Here is a 22,191-nt window from a genome sequence, read left to right on the forward strand (position 1 = left end):
TTTTTATAATTTTATTTTAGGAGAAAATATGAAAGAAATTTTAAATAAATTAAGAGAGAATGAGTCAATAAATAAATTTTTTAAGTTTCCACTAATAATAGTTCCAACTTTTATATGTGTACTTTTGATAGTTTCAAGTTTCTTATTATATCAATTAACAGAAAAAAAATATTATGATGAGATAGTGGAAATAAAATCAGGAGATAGAATTTTACCAATATTAACAAAACTTTATCCAGAAAAAAAAGATTATTTTAGAGGATATCTAAAACTTAAAAGTGGTGGTAAGAAAATAAAAGCTGGTTATTATCAATTAAAAGGAAATTATTCAGTTATAGGTTTAGTTAATTTATTAGAAGAGGGAAGAGATAAAATGTTCTCTGTAACTATTCAAGAGGGGTTAACTGTAAATGAAGTAATAGATAAATTAGAAAAAGATAAGAGAATAGATAGAAATAAATTTATGGCAGAATTAAAAAATATAGACTTTCCATATCCAACTCCCAATGGAAATTTTGAAGGATATTTTTATCCAGATACTTACTTTATTCCAGAGAATTCAAATGAAAAAGTAATTATAAAAGCTTTTTTAAATGAGTTTTTAGAGAAGTTTCCACCAGAAAAATATCCAGATAAACAAGATTTTTATAATAAACTTATATTAGCTTCAATAATAGAGAGAGAGGCAGTAAAAAAAGAGGAAAAACCTATAATTTCTTCAGTATTCCATAATAGATTAAAAATAGATATGGTTTTAGCTTCAGATGCAACAGTAAATTATCTATATAATTATACAAAAAGAAAAATGTATTATAAAGATTTAGAGGTAGATTCTCCATATAATACATATAAATATAAAGGACTTCCACCAGGACCAATAGGAAATCCTGATAAATTATCTATTGATGCTGCTTTTAATCCAGTAAATACTCCTTATTACTTCTTTGTGGCTTCTGGAGGAGGAGCTCATCATTTTACAGAAACTTATGAGGAACATTTACAATTTCAAAGAGAAAATCTTATGAATGGAGATAAAAAATAATGAAAAATATTTTAGTTGGAATTAATAGTAAATATGTACATACAAATTTAGCTATAAGATACTTAAAAAAATATGTTGAAGAAAATTCAAATGAAAAAATAAAAATATATGAAAGTAGTATAAATAACAATATACAAAAAATTATAAGAGATATAATAGAAGAAAAACCAGAAAATATATTTTTTTCAGTATATATTTGGAATGTTGAAATGGTTTTTAAAATTGTTAAAGAAATTAGAAAAGTTTTAACAAAGGAAAAAATCTATTTAGGTGGTCCAGAAGTAAGTTATAATCCAACTGAAATTTTAGAAAAAAATAAAGAGATAGATGGAATTTTAGTAGGAGAAGGAGAGAATATTCTATTAAATCTTCTAACAAAAAATATAGAAGAAGTAAAAGGAATTTATTATAGAAATAATAATAAAATTATATTTAATGGATATGAGCCATTAATAGAAAACTTAGATATTATACCTTTTCCTTATGAGGATTCAGAATTAGAAGATGTACATAAAATAGTATATTATGAATCATCAAGAGGTTGTCCTTTTAATTGCTCATATTGTATGTCTTCTATAGATAAAACTGTAAGATATTTTTCTTTGGATAGGACAAAAAAAGATTTAAAAAGATTTATTGATATAGGAACAAGACTTGTAAAATTTGTAGATAGAACTTTTAATCTTGATAAAAAAAGATATTTAGAAATTTGGAAATTTTTATTAGAAAATTATAGAGAAAATATAACTTTCCATTTTGAAATAAATGCTAATATCTTTGATGATGAAGTATTGACTTTTTTGAAAAAAGTACCTAGAAAATTATTTCAATTTGAAATTGGAGTTCAGACAATAAACGAAGATACAATGAGAATAATTAATAGAAAAAATGATTTGGAAAAATTATTTCATAATGTAACAGCGATAAATAAAAATATACATTTACATTTAGATTTAATAGCAGGTCTTCCTTATGAAAATTATGAAACTTTTAAAAAATCTTTTGATTATGTTTATAATACAAAATGTGAGATGATACAGTTAGGTTTTCTAAAAATGTTAGAAGGAACAGAAATGAAAGCTAATGGACATAAATATAATTACAAATATTTAGATTTTCCACCTTATGAAGTAATATCTAACGATTTTATTTCTTATGCTGAATTATGTAAGTTAAAAGATGTAGAGGAAGTTTTAGATTTTTATTATAATTCACAGAAATTTTTAAAATCTTTAGCTTTTGTGGTAAAAAATTTCTTTGAAAGTCCTTTTAATTTTTTTGAAAGTATAGGAGAATTTTATAAAAATAAAGGATATTTAGAAATAGCTCATAGAGAATTAGCTATTTTTAATAATTTTGTAGAATATTATAAAGAAATGAAATTTCCTAAAATAGAGGAATTTTTAGAATATTTAAAATTCGATTATTTATTCTTGGGAAAACCGGGTTATTATCCTGAGTGGATAAAAGAAGAAAAAGATAAGGAGTTATATAAAAATATTATAGAAAAGATGGAGTTTAAATCTTCTAGAGAGGCACACAAGTCAACAGAGTTGGAAAAATTTTCTATTAATATGGAAACAGATAAGAAAGAAGAAGTATATATATTCTTTGAGTATACGAAAGATGGAACAAAATATAGAATTATAAAATAGAGGTTAAATATGAGCATAATTGATAAAGTAATAGAAAGAATAAAAGAAAGTAAAATGATAGAAAAAAATGATAGAATAGTTGTTGGATGTTCAGGGGGCCCAGATTCTATATTTTTATTGGAAGTTCTTTTAAAAATAAGAAAAGAATATAATCTTACTTTAGCATTAGCTCATATAAATCACCTTTATAGAGGAGATGAAGCTCTTAGAGATGAAAATTTTGTAAAATCTTTAGGAGAAAAGTATAATATCCCTGTTTTTGTTAGACAAAAAAGTATGGAAGCTCTTTCTATAGAAAAGAAAATAACTTTAGAAGAAGCGGGAAGAGAAATAAGATATTCATTTTTTGATGAAGTCTTAAGTGAAATAAATGGAAATAAAGTAGCATTAGCTCATAATTTAGATGACCAAGTAGAAACTTTTTTATTTAGGCTTATAAGGGGAGCTTCGTTTGAAGGATTAGAGGGAATAATAGATATTAGAGATAAAATTATAAGACCTATAAATGAAGTATATAAAAGTGAGATAGTTGAATATTTAGATACAAATATGATAGAATATAAAATAGATTCAACAAACTTAGAAAATAATTATACAAGAAATAGTATAAGATTAGATTTAATTCCTTTTATAGAAAATAAATATAATCCTAAATTTAAAGAGAAAATATTTAATTTTATAAAAGAAATAAGGGAAGTTAATGAATTATTAGAAATAGATTATAATAAATATATAAAAGAAAATCAAATTGATGTAAAAGAACTATTAAAAGAAAAAAAATATATTATAAAAAAAATAATAAATTATTATTTGAATATTAATAATTTAATTAGCTCTAGAAATAAAATAGAAGGGATATTATCTATTTTAAATGTAGGTGGTACAAAAAAAATAAAATTAGATAAATACTATACTCTAATTAAAGAGTATGATAAAATATATATAGATTTAAACAAAAAAGAGGAAAATAAAGTCAAAGAAACAGTATTGAAAATACCTGGAAAAGTAGAGTATGGGGATTATATACTTGAAGCTGTGATACAAAATGAAGACTTTAAAGGGGGAGAAGAAGAATTTGTAACAAATCTAAAGAAAGATGATGTTCTTATAATAAGAAGTAGAAAATCAGGAGATACCATTTTATTAAAAGGAATGGAAAATTACAAAAAAGTAAAAGATATATTTGTTAATTCAAAAATTCCAAAAGAGGAAAGGGAAAATATTCCCATAGTAGTTCATAAAGATAAAAATGGACTTGAAGAAATAGTTTGGATAGCAGGTATAAGAAAAAGCAAAAAATATTTTTTTACTTTACAGCAAAAAGAAAAGATAGTACTAAAATTGAGGAGGAAATATAGTGGAGGATAAGGACTTAAAAAAAGTTTCTGAAGTAGAAGAAAAACAAACTACAGAAGAAATAAAAGAGACTAACCAAAATGAAAAAGAGATAGAAAGAGAAATAAAAGAAGATGAAGAGTTAGATAATATAATTCCTAAAATGTTAAATGAAAGAAAGGAATATGAGAACGAAGAATTAGAAGAGATAAAACCATCATTTAAAGAAGAAAAGAAAGAAGAGAATGAAAAAAATCCAGTAAAGGAAGAAAAAGTAGAAGAGAAAAAAGTTGAGGAGAAACCAGAGGAAACTCCAAAAGAAGAGCAAAAAGAAAAAACTAAAATAGAAGAAACTATTGAAGAAAGAAGAGAGGAACTAAAATCAAGACTTTCTTCAGGAATGAAAAATGTAAAAAAAGGAAAGTTTAACTTTAAAGGATTAGTAATGTTAATATTTGTAGTAACATTATTAATGTCATTACCAAGTATAATGAAGAGTGAAAAAACTACTCCTACTACAACAGTATCTTACACAGAATTTGTATCAAATATAAAGAACAAAAAGATAGATTTTGTTGAAGAAAGAGAAGGATATATTTACGGATATTATGGTAACGAAGAAAATCTTCAAGGATATAAAACTAGATTAATCACAGATAGATTAGGTCATGATACAGAATTAGTAAAAACTTTAGAAGCTAATAAAATAAAAGTAGAATCATTACCACCACATGAAATGCCATTATTATTAAGTTTATTAGCTTCTTGGTTCCCTATGCTTTTATTAATAGGAGTATGGGTATTTATGTTAGGAAGAATGAACAAAGGCAGTGGAGGACCTCAAATATTTAATATGGGAAAATCTAAAGCCAAAGAAAATGGAGAAGAAATATCTAATGTAACCTTTAAAGATGTTGCTGGAATAGATGAGGCAAAACAAGAATTAAAAGAAGTTGTTCAATTCTTAAGAGAACCAGAAAAATTCAGAAAAGTAGGAGCTAAAATACCTAAAGGGGTGTTATTATTAGGAAGTCCTGGTACAGGAAAAACTTTATTAGCTAAAGCAGTAGCTGGAGAAGCAAAAGTTCCTTTCTTTAGTATGTCAGGTTCTGAATTTGTAGAAATGTTTGTTGGAGTTGGAGCTTCAAGAGTAAGAGATTTATTCTCTAAAGCAAGAAAATCTGCTCCATGTATAGTATTTATAGATGAAATAGATGCTGTTGGAAGAAAAAGAGGTTCTGGACAAGGTGGAGGAAATGATGAAAGAGAGCAAACTCTTAACCAACTACTTGTTGAGATGGACGGATTTGGTACTGAAGAGACAATTATAGTTTTAGCAGCAACTAATAGACCAGATGTATTAGATAGAGCTTTAAGAAGACCAGGAAGATTTGATAGACAGGTTTTTGTAGACTCTCCAGATATAAAAGGAAGAAAAGAAATATTAGAAGTACATGCTAGAGGAAAGAAATTTGCTAAAGATGTTAATTTTGATACAATAGCTAAGAAAACAGTTGGGCTTGTTGGAGCTGATTTAGCAAACTTATTAAATGAAGCAGCTATATTGGCAGCTAGAGATGGTAGACAAGAAATAACAATGGCAGATTTAGAAGAAGCATCTGAAAAAATAGAGATGGGACCAGAAAAAAAATCAAAAGTGGTTCCTGAGCATGAGAAAATTAAAACAGCTTATCATGAGGCTGGACATGCTGTAATAAATTATTTATATTTAAATGATACAGACCCTGTTCACAAGGTAACAATTATACCAAGAGGAGCAGCTGGTGGATATACAATGGCTTTACCTGAAGAAGATAGACACTATTACTCAAAAGAGTGGTTTATTAATAAGATGAAAATGTGTTATGGTGGTAGGGCAGCTGATGAATTAGTTTCGAATGAATTAACTACAGGAGCTAGCCAAGATATTAAAGTAGCAACAAGTATAGCTCATGGAATTGTAACAAAATATGGAATGAGTGAGAAATTTGGACCAATTTTATTAGATGGAACAAATGAAGGAGATGTATTCCAACAAAAATATTATAGTGATGTAACAGGAAAAGAAGTTGATGAAGAAATTATAAAACTTGTTAAAGAAACATATAGAGAAACTGTTCAAGCATTAATTGATAATAGAGATAAATTAGATGCTTTAGCAATGGCTCTATGTGAAAGAGAAACGATAATGAGAGAAGAATTTGAAGCTCTTATGAGAGGGGAAAAATTAGAACCTTTAAATAAAGAAGATGAGGGAATCTCTGTTGATGAATTAATTGATGAAAACTTAACAATAGAAGAAATAAAAAATCTTAGTGAAGAAAAAAATCATCAAAATAATTAAAAATACTTTACAAATCATATAAGTTATGATATAATCAATGAGAATTTATCCTAGGATATAGGAATAGCCACCTATTTCGTGGGATAGATAATATTAATCAGGAGGAAGGCTAAATGAAAACTAAAGCAGAATTAATTAAAGAATTCGGTAAAAACGAAAAAGATACTGGTTCTACAGAAGTACAAATCGCAATATTAACAGAGGAAATTAAACACTTAACTGAACACTTAAAAGTTCATAATAAAGATTTCCATTCAAGATTAGGATTACTTAAAAAAGTAGGACACAGAAAAAGATTATTAAATTACTTAGCTTCTAAAGATATAGAAGGATACAGAGCTCTAATTGCTAAATTAGAAATTAGAAAATAATCAAAATAAAAACTATCTCTTCTTGAGATAGTTTTTTTAATAATATAAATGAAAATTTTATAAATTTTCAATAAATGGGGGAAATAATGAAAAAAGTAAATTTTTTTAAAAAATTATCCCTTTCTAGAAAATTGATATTAGGATTTATGGCGACAATAATAGTGGGAACTTTATTATTAATGTTGCCTATTTCAACTACATCAGGAGAAGGATTAGATTTTTTAACAGCATTATTTACTATAACATCAGCAGTTTGTGTAACAGGATTATCTGTAATAGATATAAGTAAAGTCCTTAGTATACCAGGACAAATATTTTTACTAATTTTTATTCAATTAGGTGGATTGGGAATAATGACTTTTTCTTCTTTTATTTTTCTTTTAATAAAAAAGAAAATCACATATGAAGAAAAAGAACTTTTAAAGGAAGAAAGAAATATTGAAGATATAGGTGGAATATTAAAATTTTTAAAAAAAATTATAATTACAGTTGCCATAATTGAAGGAATAGGAAGTTTCTTTTTAACTATTAAATTTTTAGAAGAAATGCCTATTAGAAGGGCAATATATTTTGGTATTTTTCATAGTATATCAGCTTTTTGTAATGCTGGATTCAGTTTATTTACTACAGGATTGGAAAAGTATTCAGACTCAATTATAATAAATTTAACAATAGCATATTTAATTATAATAGGAGGAATAGGATTTGGAGTAATAGATTCTTTGGTAAAAAATATTAGATATAAAAATAAAAAATTACATTTAACTGCTAAAGTTGCAATATTAATATCTTGTTTTTTAACTTTTTTAGGAATGATTTTATTCTTTTTATTTGAAAGAAATAATCCAGAAACTATTGGAAATTTAGATTTTGGACATCAAATAATAGCATCATTTTTTCAAAGTGTTACTACTAGAACAGCAGGATTTAACACAGTTCCTATAGGAAATTTAGAAAGTTCATCTATTTTTTTATTTTGTATTTTAATGTTTATAGGAGCTTCTCCAGGATCAACTGGAGGAGGAATAAAGACTACTACAATAGGTGTTTTAATATTTTATGTTTATTCAATAGTAAAGAAGAGAGAACATACTGTTATATTTAATAGAAGAATAGATTGGGAGGTTATGAATAGAGCTATAGCTATATTGATTATATCTCTTTTATATGTTATTATTATTATTATGATAATGTTGACAGTTGAAAATTTTGAATCAGAAGCTATAATTTTTGAAGTTATTTCTGCTTTTGGAACTGTAGGATTAAGTGTAGGGATAACTCCTGATTTAGGAGTAATTTCAAAAATTTTAATAATATGTACAATGTTTTTGGGAAGATTAGGACCAATGACTTTTGCACTTGCTTTTGGAGGGACTAAAAAAATTGAAAAAATTACTTATCCAAAAGAAAATATTATAGTTGGATAATAAAAAGGAGAAAAAATGAAACAATATTTGGTAATAGGATTGGGAAGCTTTGGAACAAATGTTGCTAGAACTTTATATGAAGCAGGAGAAGAAGTTGTAGGGATAGATTTGGATGAAACAATAGTTCAAGAAACTATAAATAATGATTATTTGGAAAATGCTTTAGTATTAGATGCAACTGATGAAATTCAGTTAAAAAAACTAGATGTGCAAAGCTTTGATGTTGTATTTATTTGTATTGGACTTATAGAACCTAGTATAATGATAACACTTAATTTAAAAGAAATGGGAGTAAAAAAGACAATAGTAAAAGCAATTAATGGAAAACATAGAAAATTATTAGAAAAAATAGGAGCTGACCAAGTAATTTATCCAGAAGAATATATGGGAAAAAGAACAGCTTTAGTAGCAATGGAACCTAATATGATAGAACATCTTAGATTTTCACAAGATTTTTTACTTGTAGAAGTAAAAGCTCCTTTAGAATTTATAGGAAAAAATTTTATTGAATTAGATATTAGGAAAAATTATAATATAAATGTAATAGGAATAAAAAAAATTTCAGGAAGATTTATTCCAAATCCTACAGCAACAACAATTATAGAAAAAGATGATACTTTAATTGTGGTTACTGATACAAAATCAGCAAATAAGATAAACGATATATTAAAAAAGGAATACAAAGAAGATTAATAATTTCTATTAGGAGGAAATTAAATGATGAAGTTTGATGTAATAGTAGTTGGAGCAGGTCATGCTGGTTGTGAAGCGGCATTAGCAACAGCTAGAATGGGAATGAAGACAGCTATATTTACAATAAGTTTAGATAAAATTGGTTATATGTCATGTAATCCTTCACTAGGAGGACCAGCAAAATCTCATTTAGTAAGAGAAATTGATGCTCTAGGAGGAGAAATTGCAAAGAATATAGATAAAACTTTTATACAAATAAGAGTATTAAATACTAAAAAAGGTCCAGCAGTAAGGTCTTTAAGAGCACAAGCTGATAAAGCACAGTATACTGTTCAAATGAAAAAAACTTTAGAAAATACAGAAAATCTTGATGTAATTCAAGGTATGGTTACTGATATAATAATAGAAGATGGAAAAGCTATTGGTGTAAAAACAAGAGAAGGTGTAGAATATAGAGGAAAAGCTATCATAATAGCTACAGGTACTTTTATGAGAGGGCTTATCCATATAGGAGAAAGTAAATTTCAAGGAGGAAGATTAGGAGAACTTTCTTCAGAAGATTTACCTTTGTCATTAGAAAAAATAGGTATAAAATTAGGAAGATTTAAAACAGGAACTCCTGCTAGAATTGATGAAAGAACAATAGATTTTTCTAAAATGGAAGAACAACCTGGAGATACATCTCCACTTAGATTTTCAAATTCTTCTTCATATGAAGAATTAGCTAAAAGAAAACAAATTCCATGTCATTTACTTCATACAAATGAAAAAGTTCATGATATTATAAGAGCAAATAAAGATAGGTCGCCATTATATAATGGAACAATAGTTGGAACAGGACCTCGTTATTGCCCATCAATAGAAGATAAAATTTTTAAATATCCAGATAAAAAACAACATCACATATTTTTAGAAAAAGAAGGATATGATACTAATGAAATATATGTAGCTGGACTTTCCAACTCATTACCAGCTGATGTACAATATGAAATTTTACATTCAATAGAAGGATTAGAAAATGCTAAAATAATGAGATATGCTTATGCTATTGAATATGATTATGTTGCTACTGAAGAATTAACATATTCCTTAGAAAATAAAAATATAAAAAATCTTTATACAGCAGGGCAAATAAATGGAACTTCTGGATATGAAGAAGCTGCAGCCCAAGGGATTATGGCTGGAATCAATGCTGCTAGAAAAATTCAAGGAAAAGAACCTATAATATTAGATAGAGCTGATTCTTATATAGGAACTTTAATTGATGATATAGTTTCTAAAGGAACTAATGAACCTTATAGAATGTTTACAGCAAGAAGTGAATATAGATTGATTTTAAGAGAAGATAATGCTGACTTAAGATTATCTAAAATAGGTTATGAGGTAGGGCTTGTTTCAAAAGAGGAATATGAAAAAGTTTTATTTAAAGAAAAAGTGGTAAAAGAAGTTATTGAAAAACTAAAAAAACAATATGTAGGAAGTTCAAATTCTAGAGTAAATGAGGTTTTAGAAAAGTATAATGAAAAACCTGTGAGTAATGGAATTTCTCTATTTGAATTTTTAAGAAGACCTGATGTAACTTATAAAGATATAAAATATGTAGCAAAATTAATAGAGGATTTTTCTTTAGAAGATTATATAGATGACATAGAATATCAAATAGAGATACAAGTAAAATATTCTGGATATATTGAAAGAGCAATGAAAGCTATAGAAAAACACAAAACTTTAGAAGATAAAAAAATACCAGAAAATATAGATTATGATTCTTTAGAAAATATTCCTAGAGAAGCTAAAGAAAAATTAAAGGCAGTAAGACCAATGAATATAGGACAAGCTTCTAGAATATCAGGAGTATCTCCAGCAGATATTCAAGTTTTACTTATTTATTTAAAAATGAGAGGAAAAAATTAATGAAAGAATTTTTAAAAGATGGTATAAAAAAAATAGGACTAGATATTTCAGATGAAAAAATAGATAATCTTATGGAATATTTAAAACTTCTTATAGAATATAATTCTCATACTAATTTAACAGCTATAAGAGATGAAGAAGGAATAATAGAAAAACATTTTTTAGACTCACTTTTGGTTATGAAATATATGAGAATAACAGAAGGAAAAGCTATAGATATTGGAACAGGGGCTGGATTTCCCGGAATGGTTTTAGCAATTTGTAATCCTCAAATAAAATTTACTTTAATTGATTCAGTAGGAAAAAAAATAAATTTTTTAAAACAAGTTATTGAAAAATTAGGACTAAGTAATGTAGAAGCAATAAATGTTAGAGCTGAGGAATTTATAAATGAAAAAAATCGTGAAACATATGATATAGGATTATGTAGAGGAGTTTCAAAATTAAATATAATTCTTGAATATGTTATACCTTTTTTGAAGGTAAATGGAAGATTTTTACCTCAAAAAATGGAAGGGACAAACGAAGAAAAAGATGGGGAGAATGCATTAAAAGTCTTAAATTCCAAAATAGAAAAAATTTATATTGATGAATTACCTTATATTAAAGATAAAAGGGTAATTATTGATATAATAAAATTAAATAAAACTAACAAAAAATACCCAAGAGCAAATGGAGTACCATCAAAAAAACCATTATAAAAATTTAAGAAGAGGAGATAAATATGAAAAATTTTTTAATAAAAAACAAAAAAATATTTTTTATAAGTCTACCTCTTTTTTTAGTTTTTTGGATTAGTTATATGGCTATCTATAAAACAGAAACCTTAGTTGGAATGGGATTTTCTCTATTTACAAAAGGGGGATTAAAAATAGAAAAACTTACTTTTCAAGAAGGTAGTAATAAAGAAAGAGGAAGAATAGAATTAAAGAATTCAAAGCTTTATGGGGAAAATAAAGAATTGATTGCTGATATTCCTCAGCTTTCACTAACTTATGATAATTGGAAGATAACAAGTATAGATATTTATGACCCTGAGATAAATTTTGTAAGAGATAGAAATAGTTATAATATAGTAGATATATTTACAGGTGGAAAGAAAAAAGCAAATGCTCCACAAAAAGAATCAGAAGAAAAAATTGAAAAAACAGAAGATTTGAGTGAACCTATATTAAAGAAAATAAATGTTTATAATGCAAATTTACTTTATCAAGATGAAAGTTATACTGAGAAAATAGAGAAGGCAGTAGATAATGTAAATGGATATATAAAATTTTATAATGGATATAGGACAGATTTAGAGTTTACAGGAGTAGGAAAAGAAAATAATAATGAAAAAATATTTGTAAAATATGATAGTTCAACAGGGAAATATGCCTTTTATTTAGATTTAAAAAATATTGATTTTAATGAAAAATTATTTCAATATGCTTATGATAGTAATGGAGCAATAAAAGATGTCTATGGTTTGGCAAATCTTAAATTAAAAATTTCAGATGAAGGTTTTTTAGGAGAGGCTACTTTAGAAAATGGTGGTCTTAAATATGAAGATTTAGATATGCCTGTAACAAATGTAAAATTAGATATAAAATTTTTAGGCGAACAAATCCTTATAGATGGAGATTATTTAGTAGGAAATTACCCTGGAAAATTTTCTTTAGATTATAATAATGAAAATGGTGTTAAAGTGGGATTTTTCTTAAAAGATATATTGTATAAAGATGTAGAAAAATACAAGTATTTAAAAAGTTTAAACTTAGGGTTTGAAAATCTAAAATTAGATAAAGCAGATATAATTTTATCATATAAAGATAAATTTAGGGCTGATATAGATTTTGAAAGTAAAAATGGAGATAATTTAGATATTTTATATTTTGAAGATGTAAGTGGAAGATTTACTTATGTTGATGATACTTTTTATTTAGAAAATTTAAAAACTTCTCTTTCAATAAATGATAAATTTACTTCAAGAAAAGTAGTAGGAAATTTAAAATTAAAAGATGGAAAAGGAGAAACTAAATTAAAAGTATTGGGAGATAAAAGACATCTTTTATCAAATTTTGATTTAGATTTTAATTTTGAAATAGCTGAAAATAATTTTCTTTTTGATATAAAATCTAAAATTTTAAATTTAAATGGAGATTATGACTTTGAGAAAAAAGAAATTATTTTAAAAGAAGAAGATGATTTTTATTTAAAATATAATTTAAAAGAAAAAATATTAGAAGAAAGTAAAGGAGATATTACTGCTTACTTTAATGGCTATACAATAAAATCAAATTTAAAATTAGATAGAGATAAAAATGAATTAGGTATTGCTTCTAATATAACAAGAGACAACAAAAAAACAGATGGAAAAATAGATGTAAAAATAAATTTAGATACTTTTAATTATATTACAGAATTTGATTTGAATAACATAAGACTTGTTGATAAATCTGGAACTTTAGCAGGTAGTTTTAAAGGAAAAATAGAAAATAAAAATGATACTTTAGAAGGACAGATATTTATTGAAAAAGGTCTTGTTGTTGATAATCAAAATGGAATAAGAATTAGAAAAATTTATGGAATAACAAATATTAATAATAAAAATAAAGATAAATATTTAGATATAACTTTTGATGGAGAAGTAGGTAAGTTAATAACTCCAAATATTACTCTTAATGGTTTAAAAATAGGAATTAGATATTTTGATAAAGAAATTCAAATAAAAAATATTAATAATAGATACTTAGGAGCTACAGGAACTTTATTTTTAGATGATTTATCGATAAATGGAAATATTAAATTTAATGGAATAAATCAAGATGTAGTTAAATTAGGAGACTTTAATTATGAAATTACAGATGCTTCTGGTCAAATTTCTGGAAAGATAACTCCTGAACTAGATAAATTAAAAGGAGATATTTTAGTAAAAGATGCACATCTTTTATTAGGAGAATCAGTAGTAGATTTCCATGGAAATATAAAATATTTAAATAGAGAGATATCCTCAAAAGAATTTTTTATAGGAGAAAATACTTTGGATTTTTTATACTCTATAAAAAATAAAAAAGGAAGTTATGATTTAATAATTAATGAAAATGAAATTATAAATATTATTCCTGGAACGAAATTAAAATTAATTGGAAAAAGTGAAGGAATTTTAGAAAATGGATATATAAATGGAGATTTTTATGGAGAAATTGAAGGGATTAGAGTAGGAGAAAATTATCTTCCTAAAATTTCTTTAACAGGAAAGTATGATAATAATTATATTAATTTTAGAAATATAAGTTTTTTATTAAAAGATGGAAGAAAAATTATCAATACAAAGGGAAAAATTGATATTCATACTAAAGAATTAGAATTTGAACTTCCAGAACAAAATATTAATTTAAAAGATTTAAATTTATTTAAAGATTTAAATATTCAAATGTTAACTAAAGGAAAATTAAAGGGAACTTTTGATAACTTAGAATATGAAATAATTTCAGAGAAAGGAAAAATTTATTTTAAGAATAAATTTATAGCAAATGAAAAATTTAAAATTTTTGGAGATAAAGAATTTATAAATATAGAAAAAATAAATTTATTTAGTGATAATAATAAAATAGATATTTTAGGAAATTATAATATCAAAGATAAATTGACTAATGGAAAAATAGAAGCAAAAATAAAAGAAGTAGACTCATTAAAGGAAATAGCTGAAAAATACAATATAGAAAATTTATCTGGAAAAATAGATTTAGATTTTGAATTTATAGATAATATTCCAAAAGGAAGTTTAAAATTTAATAAATTTAAAGCTGATATGCCAAATTTTAATTTATATATAAATAATGTAAATGGAAATTTAGGAATAGATAGACGAAAAATAGTAATAGATAGTTTTGATGGAAATATTAATGATGGAAAACTAAAAGTATTTGGAGATGTAGTTTTTGAGGATACTTTAGAATATTTAATAGGAGATAATTTTGAAAAAATAAGATATAATTTAACTTTAGAAGGGAAAAATATAAATTATTTATATAAAGATTTTGTAAAAATAAACTTTAGTACAAGATTAAGACTTGTAAAAGATAATTTATTTGGAACTATTAATATTAATAGTGGAAAAATTACAAATATAACAGATAAAAATTTTGGAATTATATCTACTATTAAAGAATATTTAAAAAGAAAATCTATGAAATCAAATCCTATAGTAAAAAATACAGCAGTTTTTTCTCCAAGGGGAGGTTTAGATATATCTCCTTCAGAAATTGAAACTAATATAAAAATAAATATTGAAAATGGTGTTAATATAGATATAAAAGATATTTCTGGATATGTAAAAGATATAAAAGGAGAAGTAAATGGTTCTGGAGTTTTAAAAGGAACTTTAGAAAATTTAAACTTTTTAGGGGAAACTAACATCAAAGAAGGAGAATTCATATTTAATAATAGAAAGTTTTATATTGATAGTGCAGCAGCATTATTTAATAATCCAAATCAAACTATTGAGAATATAAATCCAGAAATTGTTTTTATAACAAAAACTACTATTAACTCAAAAATTTATGAAATTTCTTTAATAGGTCCTGCTAGAAATATGGAACTCTATATAAAAAGTGGTGATGATGTAGCTATTAGTGATTTAAATAGTATATTATCATCTGACAAAAACAAAAATTTAAATCAAAAAGAAATGGATGAAACTACAGCTATTCTTATAGCAGAATTAGTTGGAGGTCAAATTTCAGATATTGTTGTAAGTCCAATAGTTGATGTAGTGAGAACTTTGTTTGGTTTTTCTGATTTGAGAGTTTCTTCAAGTATAATTACTCAAGATAAAAAGAAAAACAGAGATGATGAGTTAGGCGTAACATTTGGTGCTTATATAGAAGCTGAAAGTCCAATATATAAAGATAAAATATATTGGAGAGCTAAATTTAATTTTGTAGATACTACATCTGAATTAGATAGAAGTCCTGGAGAATATGGGATAGCAGAATATGATTTAGGTGTATATTATAAAATAAATAAAAATTTATCTTGGGGAGTTGGTGCACAGAAAATAAGAAATGATTTAGAAATACTAGATAGTGATAAAAATTACTATATAGAAATGAACTTTGAGAAAAAGTTTGATTTTTAATAACGGGGGTTATTTATGAAGAAACAGTTAATGGTTTTACTGAGTTTTATTTTAATGATGTTTGCTTATGGAGAAGAAACTCAAGTAACAAACTATAAAATTCAAAAAATTATAGTTGAAAATACAAAAGAAGTTCCAGAAGCAACAATATTAAATATAATGACTCAAAAAGTTGGGGATAATTTTTCAACAGAAAATATGATTAATGACTACAGAAAAATAAAACAATTTGATTTTATTGATGATGTAGCATTATATCCAGAATATTATGATAGTGGAATAAAGGTAGTTGTAAATGTAAGAGAAAAATCTGATGCTAAAGAATTACTTATCAAACAAGGAATAATTCCAATGTCTGAAAGAGATGTTGTAGATAAAAGTGTCATAGTAAAAGGTATTAATATTTATGGAAATATAAATGTTAAAGAAAAAGAAATTTTATCTAAAATACCAGTAAAAGTTGGAGGATATTATTCTAAGAAAAAAGTAACAGATGGTTATAAAAATTTAGTTGAATCAGGATTATTTAGACAAGTAGTTCCAGATATTAGTAAAGAGGGAAATGGAGTAACAGTTGATTTCTATCTTACAGAAAATCCTGTTATTACAGGAGTAAATATTATAGGAAATACTTTATATACAACTGATGAACTTTTATTAGGATTAAAAACAAAACCTAATCAAGTATTGAACTATAATAATCTTAGAGAAGATAGAGATTTCATACTAAAAAAATACAATGATGATGGATATGTACTTGCTAAAATTGTTGATATGAGTTTAAATAGCTCTTATGAGTTAGAAATCTTTTTAAGTGAAGGAATTACAAGAAATATTAATTTTAAAAAAATGGTAACTAAACAAAGAGGAGAAAGAAGAAAAGCTACTGATAACTTATTAAAAACAAAAGATTATGTAATATCAAGAGAAGTTGAACTAAAAGAAAATGAAATCTTTAATATTAATGATTATAATGAAACTGTAAAAAATCTTATGAGACTTGGATATATAAAAAATGTTAAATATGAAACAAGAGATATTATAGGAGATTTTGATGGACAAGACATTACATTATTAATAGAAGAAGATAGAACTGCTAGATTACAAGGAGCTATTTCTTATGGTTCTGAATTAGGACTTTTAGGAATGCTTTCATTAGAAGAAACTAACTGGAAAGGTAAAGGACAAAATTTATCTTTTGCATATGAAAAATCTGATGAAGATTATTCAAGTTTCTCTATAAATTTCTCAGACCCATGGATAAAAGATACTGATAGAATTTCTTGGGGATGGAGTTTATATAGAAATGAATATGAAAATGATGATAGCCGTGCTTTCAATCAAATAGATACTAGCGGATTCAAAATAAATGTAGGAAAAGGATTATCAAAATATGTTAGATTAAACTTAGGAGCAAAAGTTGAATATATAGAAACAAATCCTAAGAGTTTTTCTGAATTAAATGAAACAGAAAGAAAATTATATTATGATGATAAGTATTGGTTATATAGTTTGACACCATCTATTTCTTATGATACAAGAAATAGTTACTTTGACCCTACAAAAGGAGAATTTTATAAGTTTGGTGTAGAATTTGGTTATGCTGGTGGAGTAGATTCTGATTATTTTTCTATTGCTACAATAGAAGCTAGAAAATATCATAGAGGATTCTTTAAAGATAATACATTTGCTTATAGATTAGTTCTAGGAATTCAATCTGATGGAACAAAAGAATCACAAAGATTCTGGGTTGGAGGAAGTTCAACTTTAAGAGGATTTGATGGTGGAGAATTTAAAGGAAAACAAAAAGCTGTACTTAATATAGAAAATAGAACTAAATTTAATGATGTATTAGGTGGAGTTATATTTGTTGATATAGGAAGAGCTTGGGATTATGATGGAATAGACCAAGGATATATAGGAAATAGTACTTTAACAGATTATGACAAAAAATTCCCAGATAAAATTGCTATATCAGCAGGGGTAGGATTAAGAATAAATACACCAATGGGACCATTAAGATTTGACTTTGGATGGCCAATAACAGATAGTAAAGAATCTGGAATGCAATTCTACTTTAATATGGGACAAGCATTCTAGTACTTAAATAAAAGAACCAAAGAAATATGGAGGTAACACAGTGAAAAAAATAGCATTAGTGGCATTAGCTGTAGCAATGTCAACACAAGCATTAGCATTAAAAATAGGAGTAGTAAATAGTCAAGAATTATTTTATAAATATTCTAAAACAAAAACAATGGAGGAAAACTTAAAAAAACAAACAGCATCTTTAGATAATACATTAAAACAAAAACAAGTTGAAATCCAAAAAATGGAATTAGAATTAAAAGCTAAAGGAAATAAAGCTACTGATAAAGATAAAAAAGCTTTTGAAGATAAAATAAAATTATTAGAAAAATTTGTTAAAGACTCTCAAATAAAATTAAATAAAGAGAGAAGCACAAGAATGGCTGAAATTGAAAAAACTATGAATAATGCTATCAATAAAATAGCTAAAGCTGAAAAAGCTGATTATGTATTAGAAGCAGGAGCTGTAAAATTTGGTGGTGTTGATTTAACAGATAAAGTTTTAGCTGAAATGGAAAAAACTAAATAAAAAATAAAGGAGGGAAGCAATGGAATATAAAATTATAGATGTTGCTAATCTCCTTGGTTGTGAAATTAAAGGGGACAAAAATCTTTTAGTAAAGGGACTTGCCCCTTTTTTTCAAGCAAAGGAAGATGAGCTTACATTTGCATCAGATGAAAAATTTTTACATAAACTAGGAGAAACAAAGGCTAAAGTAATAATTGTACCTAATATAGATTTACCAGAAATAGGAAAGACTTATTTATTAGCTAAAGATGACCCAAGAAAATTAATGCCTCTTTTATTAAATTACTTTAAAAGAAAAACTAAAAAAATGATAAAACCTACAGAAGATTCAGCTAAAATAGGAAACAATGTAGAAATAGCTCCTCATGTTTATATAGGACATGATGTTATTATTGGAGATAATTGTAAGATTTACCCAAATGTAACAATTTGTGAAGGTGTAAAGCTTGGAAAAGATTGTATCATATATCCAAATGTAACTATAAGAGAATTTTGTGAGATTGGAGATAGAGTAATTTTACAACCTGGAGTAGTTATAGGTGGAGATGGATATGGATTTGTAAAAGTAAATGGAAATAATATTAAAATAGAGCAAATTGGAAAAGTAATAATAGAAGATGATGTTGAAATAGGAGCAAATACAACAATTGATAGAGGAACTATTGGAGATACAATAATAAAACAATATTCTAAATTAGATAACTTGATTCAAATAGCTCATAATGTAATAATTGGTAAAAATTTCTTAGCAGCTTCACAAGTTGGAATAGCTGGAAGTACAGAAGTTGGAGATAATGTTACTTTTGGTGGACAAGTTGGTGTAGGTGGACATATAAAAATAGCAAATAATGTAACTGTAGCAGCTAAAGGTGGAATTACAGGAAATATTACAGAAGAAAATCAAGTTTTAGGTGGATATCCGTTGATGCCATTAAAAGATGATTTAAAAGTAAAAGCCACTATAAAAAAATTACCTGAACTAATGAAAAAAATAAAAACTTTAGAAAAAGAGTTGGAAAAATTAAATAAATAAATTTAAGAAAAGAGGATTGTATAATTTTTACAATCCTCTTTATTTTTTCTAAAAAATTTATTTTAAATCATAGAAATAGTAATTTTCTATATATAATAAATTTTAAATTTTGTAAATTTTTTTATTATTTTATAAAAATATTTTTAAATTTTAAAAAATTCCGTTTAATATATTTAATAAATTTTAATTTTATGATACAATATAAGGTATCAAGTAATAAAGATGTAAATTAAGAGAGGACTAATGAAAAAAAGATTATTTTTTAACAAGTATGATGATATGAAATATATTTCTCATCTTGACCTTTTAAGAGTAATGGACAGACTTCTAAGAAGAAGTGGTGTACCAATGAAATATTCACAAGGATTCCATCCTAGACCAAAAATCTCTTTAGGAAATCCAATATCTCTAGGAACAGAGGCTTTTAATGAACCAATGGATATTGAACTTCGTGAGGATATGACAAATGAAGAATTATTAAAAAAACTTAATAGTAAAAGTGTTTTAGGATTTGAATTTGTGAAAGTAATAGATATAGATAATAAAGCTGCTTCTATAGCTGATGACTATAAAGAAATGAGATATGAAATAATAGGAGATGAATCTTCCTTAAAAAAATTATATAATCTTTTATCTCAAGATGAAATTCTTCTTGTAAAGGAGAAAAAAGGAAAAGTAGAAACAAAGGATATTAAACCAAGAATAAAATTCTTTGAAAAAAAAGAAAATATGATAAATTTAATAATTGAAAATATGTCACCAAATTCTCTATTTAACATATGTGACATAGATGTTAAAGATATATCTATAAAAAGATTTTGTGTAGAAAAATAAAAAAACAAATAAATTTATTTAAAGTATAAAGGGGGACAACATGCTAGATTTGAAATTTATGCGTGAAAACAAAGAACTTATTGAAAAAATGTTAAAAAATAGAAATAGTGATTTAACATTAGATGAGTTTGCAAAATTAGATGAAGAGAGAAGACAAATATTATCGGAAGTAGAGGCTTTAAAAAATAAAAGAAATATTGAATCTCAAGAAATTGCAAAATTAAAAAAAGCTAAACAAGATGCTTCTGAACTTATAAAAGAGATGGGAGAAGTTTCATCTAAAATAAAAGAATTAGATGAAAAATTAGCTGCTGTTGATGAAAAAATAAAATATATTCAAATGACAATTCCTAATATGTGTCATGAAACTACTCCAATAGGAAAAGATGAAGATGAAAATGTAGAAATCAGAAGATGGGGAACACCTAGAGTTTTTGATTTTGAACCAAAAGCTCACTGGGAAATTGGAGAAAAATTAGGAATATTAGACTTTGAAAGAGGAGCAAAACTTTCTGGTTCTAGATTTGTATTATATAGAGGAGCTGCTGCAAGATTAGAAAGAGCTTTGGTAAACTTTATGTTAGATATGCACGTTGATGAACAAGGATATACAGAAAATATCACTCCATTTATAGTAAATAGAGAGATTTGTGAAGGAACAGGACAATTACCAAAATTTGAAGAAGATATGTATAGAACAGATGATGATATGTTCTTAATTTCTACTTCAGAAATAACTATGACAAATATTCATAGAAAAGAAATATTAGAAGAAAAAGAATTACCAAAATACTATACAGCATATTCACCATGTTTCAGAAGAGAAGCTGGTTCTTATGGAAAAGATGTAAAAGGATTAATAAGAGTTCACCAATTTAATAAAGTAGAAATGGTAAAACTTGCTACTCCAGAAACTTCATATGATGAATTAGAAAAAATGGTAGTAAATGCTGAAGAAATATTACAAAGATTAGGATTACCATATAGAGTAATTTCTCTTTGTACAGGAGATATAGGATTTGGTTCAGCTAAAACTTATGACTTAGAAGTATGGTTACCATCTCAAAATAAATATAGAGAAATTTCTTCTTGTTCAAACTGTGAAGATTTCCAAGCTAGAAGAATGGGATTAAAATATAGACCAAATGGAAGTAATAAAAGTGAATTTGTTCATACTTTAAATGGTTCAGGACTTGCAGTAGGAAGAACTTTAGTAGCTATTATGGAAAACTATCAACAAGAAGATGGTTCATTCTTAATACCAGAAGCTTTAGTTCCTTATATGAAAGGATTAACAGTTGTTAAATAGTATTTTAATAATATTATTAATTTTAAATCTCTTATTAAATAATTTAAAAATAATAGGAGGATTATTTGGAATTATACTGATATTAAATATTAGTTATAATAAAAATCTATTGTCAAGAATAAAAAAATTAAAAATATTGATTTATATTTATATTTTAACTTTTTTTATGTATGTTTTTTCTCAACAAGAGGGAGAAATAATCTGGAAAATTGGTGGGATATATTTAACCAAAGAAGCTATAGAGAATTTTTCTTTAAATTTTTTGAGAATTATAAATTTTATAATGATATCGTGGCTTATTAAAGGAGACAATATTATTTTTAATAAGTTTAGCGGATATAAAGATGTAATTGAGAAAGTGATTCAATTAGTACCAGAAGTTTTTGTTTTATTTAGAAAAAGGTTAAAAATTAAATCATTTTTAAGGCATATTTTGACATCTATAAGAATAGAAAAGAATTAATATTGATTTTATAATTTACATTTGATAGAATG

General features: G+C 25.2%; 15 protein-coding genes. All 15 read left to right on the plus strand.

Annotated features, from left to right (window positions below; translation table 11 throughout):
- The first annotated feature begins 28 nt into the window (after positions 1 to 28).
- Positions 29 to 1,042, plus strand: a complete 1,014-nt coding sequence (mltG, locus tag T364_RS0101100; protein WP_081775640.1) for an endolytic transglycosylase MltG — start codon at positions 29 to 31, stop codon at positions 1,040 to 1,042.
- Positions 1,042 to 2,697, plus strand: coding sequence for a B12-binding domain-containing radical SAM protein (locus T364_RS0101105; protein ID WP_245596488.1), 1,656 nt, complete (start codon positions 1,042 to 1,044; stop codon positions 2,695 to 2,697). The genes mltG and T364_RS0101105 overlap by 1 nt, the downstream gene beginning before the upstream one ends.
- Positions 2,698 to 2,706: 9 nt before the next feature.
- The gene (tilS, locus tag T364_RS0101110; protein WP_027127920.1) at positions 2,707 to 4,065 is read left to right on the plus strand and encodes a tRNA lysidine(34) synthetase TilS; all 1,359 of its coding nucleotides are present in this window, start codon (positions 2,707 to 2,709) and stop codon (positions 4,063 to 4,065) included.
- A 130-nt stretch (positions 4,066 to 4,195) separates the two neighbouring features.
- The gene (ftsH, locus tag T364_RS0101115; RefSeq protein WP_035945188.1) at positions 4,196 to 6,376 is read left to right on the plus strand and encodes an ATP-dependent zinc metalloprotease FtsH; all 2,181 of its coding nucleotides are present in this window, start codon (positions 4,196 to 4,198) and stop codon (positions 6,374 to 6,376) included.
- Between the two features lie 113 nt (positions 6,377 to 6,489).
- Positions 6,490 to 6,747: a 30S ribosomal protein S15 gene (rpsO, locus tag T364_RS0101120; protein ID WP_027127922.1), complete on the plus strand. Its 258-nt coding sequence runs from the start codon at positions 6,490 to 6,492 to the stop codon at positions 6,745 to 6,747.
- 86 nt (positions 6,748 to 6,833) lie between these two features.
- Complete coding sequence (locus T364_RS0101125; RefSeq protein ID WP_027127923.1) at positions 6,834 to 8,174, plus strand: TrkH family potassium uptake protein; 1,341 nt, start codon at positions 6,834 to 6,836, stop codon at positions 8,172 to 8,174.
- A 15-nt stretch (positions 8,175 to 8,189) separates the two neighbouring features.
- Positions 8,190 to 8,867, plus strand: a complete 678-nt coding sequence (locus T364_RS0101130; protein ID WP_027127924.1) for a potassium channel family protein — start codon at positions 8,190 to 8,192, stop codon at positions 8,865 to 8,867.
- A 24-nt stretch (positions 8,868 to 8,891) separates the two neighbouring features.
- Positions 8,892 to 10,781, plus strand: a complete 1,890-nt coding sequence (gene mnmG, locus T364_RS0101135; RefSeq protein ID WP_027127925.1) for a tRNA uridine-5-carboxymethylaminomethyl(34) synthesis enzyme MnmG — start codon at positions 8,892 to 8,894, stop codon at positions 10,779 to 10,781.
- Positions 10,781 to 11,482, plus strand: coding sequence for a 16S rRNA (guanine(527)-N(7))-methyltransferase RsmG (gene rsmG, locus T364_RS0101140; RefSeq protein ID WP_027127926.1), 702 nt, complete (start codon positions 10,781 to 10,783; stop codon positions 11,480 to 11,482). The genes mnmG and rsmG overlap by 1 nt, the downstream gene beginning before the upstream one ends.
- 23 nt (positions 11,483 to 11,505) lie before the next feature.
- Complete coding sequence (locus tag T364_RS0101145) at positions 11,506 to 15,903, plus strand: translocation/assembly module TamB domain-containing protein (RefSeq protein ID WP_027127927.1); 4,398 nt, start codon at positions 11,506 to 11,508, stop codon at positions 15,901 to 15,903.
- A 15-nt stretch (positions 15,904 to 15,918) separates the two neighbouring features.
- Entirely contained in the window at positions 15,919 to 18,003 is a 2,085-nt protein-coding gene (locus T364_RS0101150; protein WP_027127928.1) for a BamA/OMP85 family outer membrane protein, read from the plus strand.
- Positions 18,004 to 18,043: 40 nt separating this feature from the next.
- A complete protein-coding gene (locus tag T364_RS0101155; protein ID WP_027127929.1) occupies positions 18,044 to 18,520 on the plus strand; it encodes an OmpH/Skp family outer membrane protein in 477 nt (158 codons plus the stop codon).
- 19 nt (positions 18,521 to 18,539) lie between these two features.
- Positions 18,540 to 19,553: a UDP-3-O-(3-hydroxymyristoyl)glucosamine N-acyltransferase gene (gene lpxD / locus T364_RS0101160; RefSeq protein ID WP_027127930.1), complete on the plus strand. Its 1,014-nt coding sequence runs from the start codon at positions 18,540 to 18,542 to the stop codon at positions 19,551 to 19,553.
- Positions 19,554 to 19,796: 243 nt separating this feature from the next.
- Positions 19,797 to 20,387 carry a TIGR03936 family radical SAM-associated protein gene (locus T364_RS0101165; protein WP_027127931.1) on the plus strand — a complete coding sequence of 197 codons (591 nt, stop codon included), beginning with the start codon at positions 19,797 to 19,799 and terminating at the stop codon, positions 20,385 to 20,387.
- Between the two features lie 40 nt (positions 20,388 to 20,427).
- Positions 20,428 to 21,696 carry a serine--tRNA ligase gene (gene serS / locus T364_RS0101170; protein WP_027127932.1) on the plus strand — a complete coding sequence of 423 codons (1,269 nt, stop codon included), beginning with the start codon at positions 20,428 to 20,430 and terminating at the stop codon, positions 21,694 to 21,696.
- Positions 21,697 to 22,191: the final 495 nt, after the last annotated feature.

This window comes from Fusobacterium perfoetens ATCC 29250 (genome assembly GCF_000622245.1).
GTDB classification, from domain to species: domain Bacteria; phylum Fusobacteriota; class Fusobacteriia; order Fusobacteriales; family Fusobacteriaceae; genus Fusobacterium_B; species Fusobacterium_B perfoetens.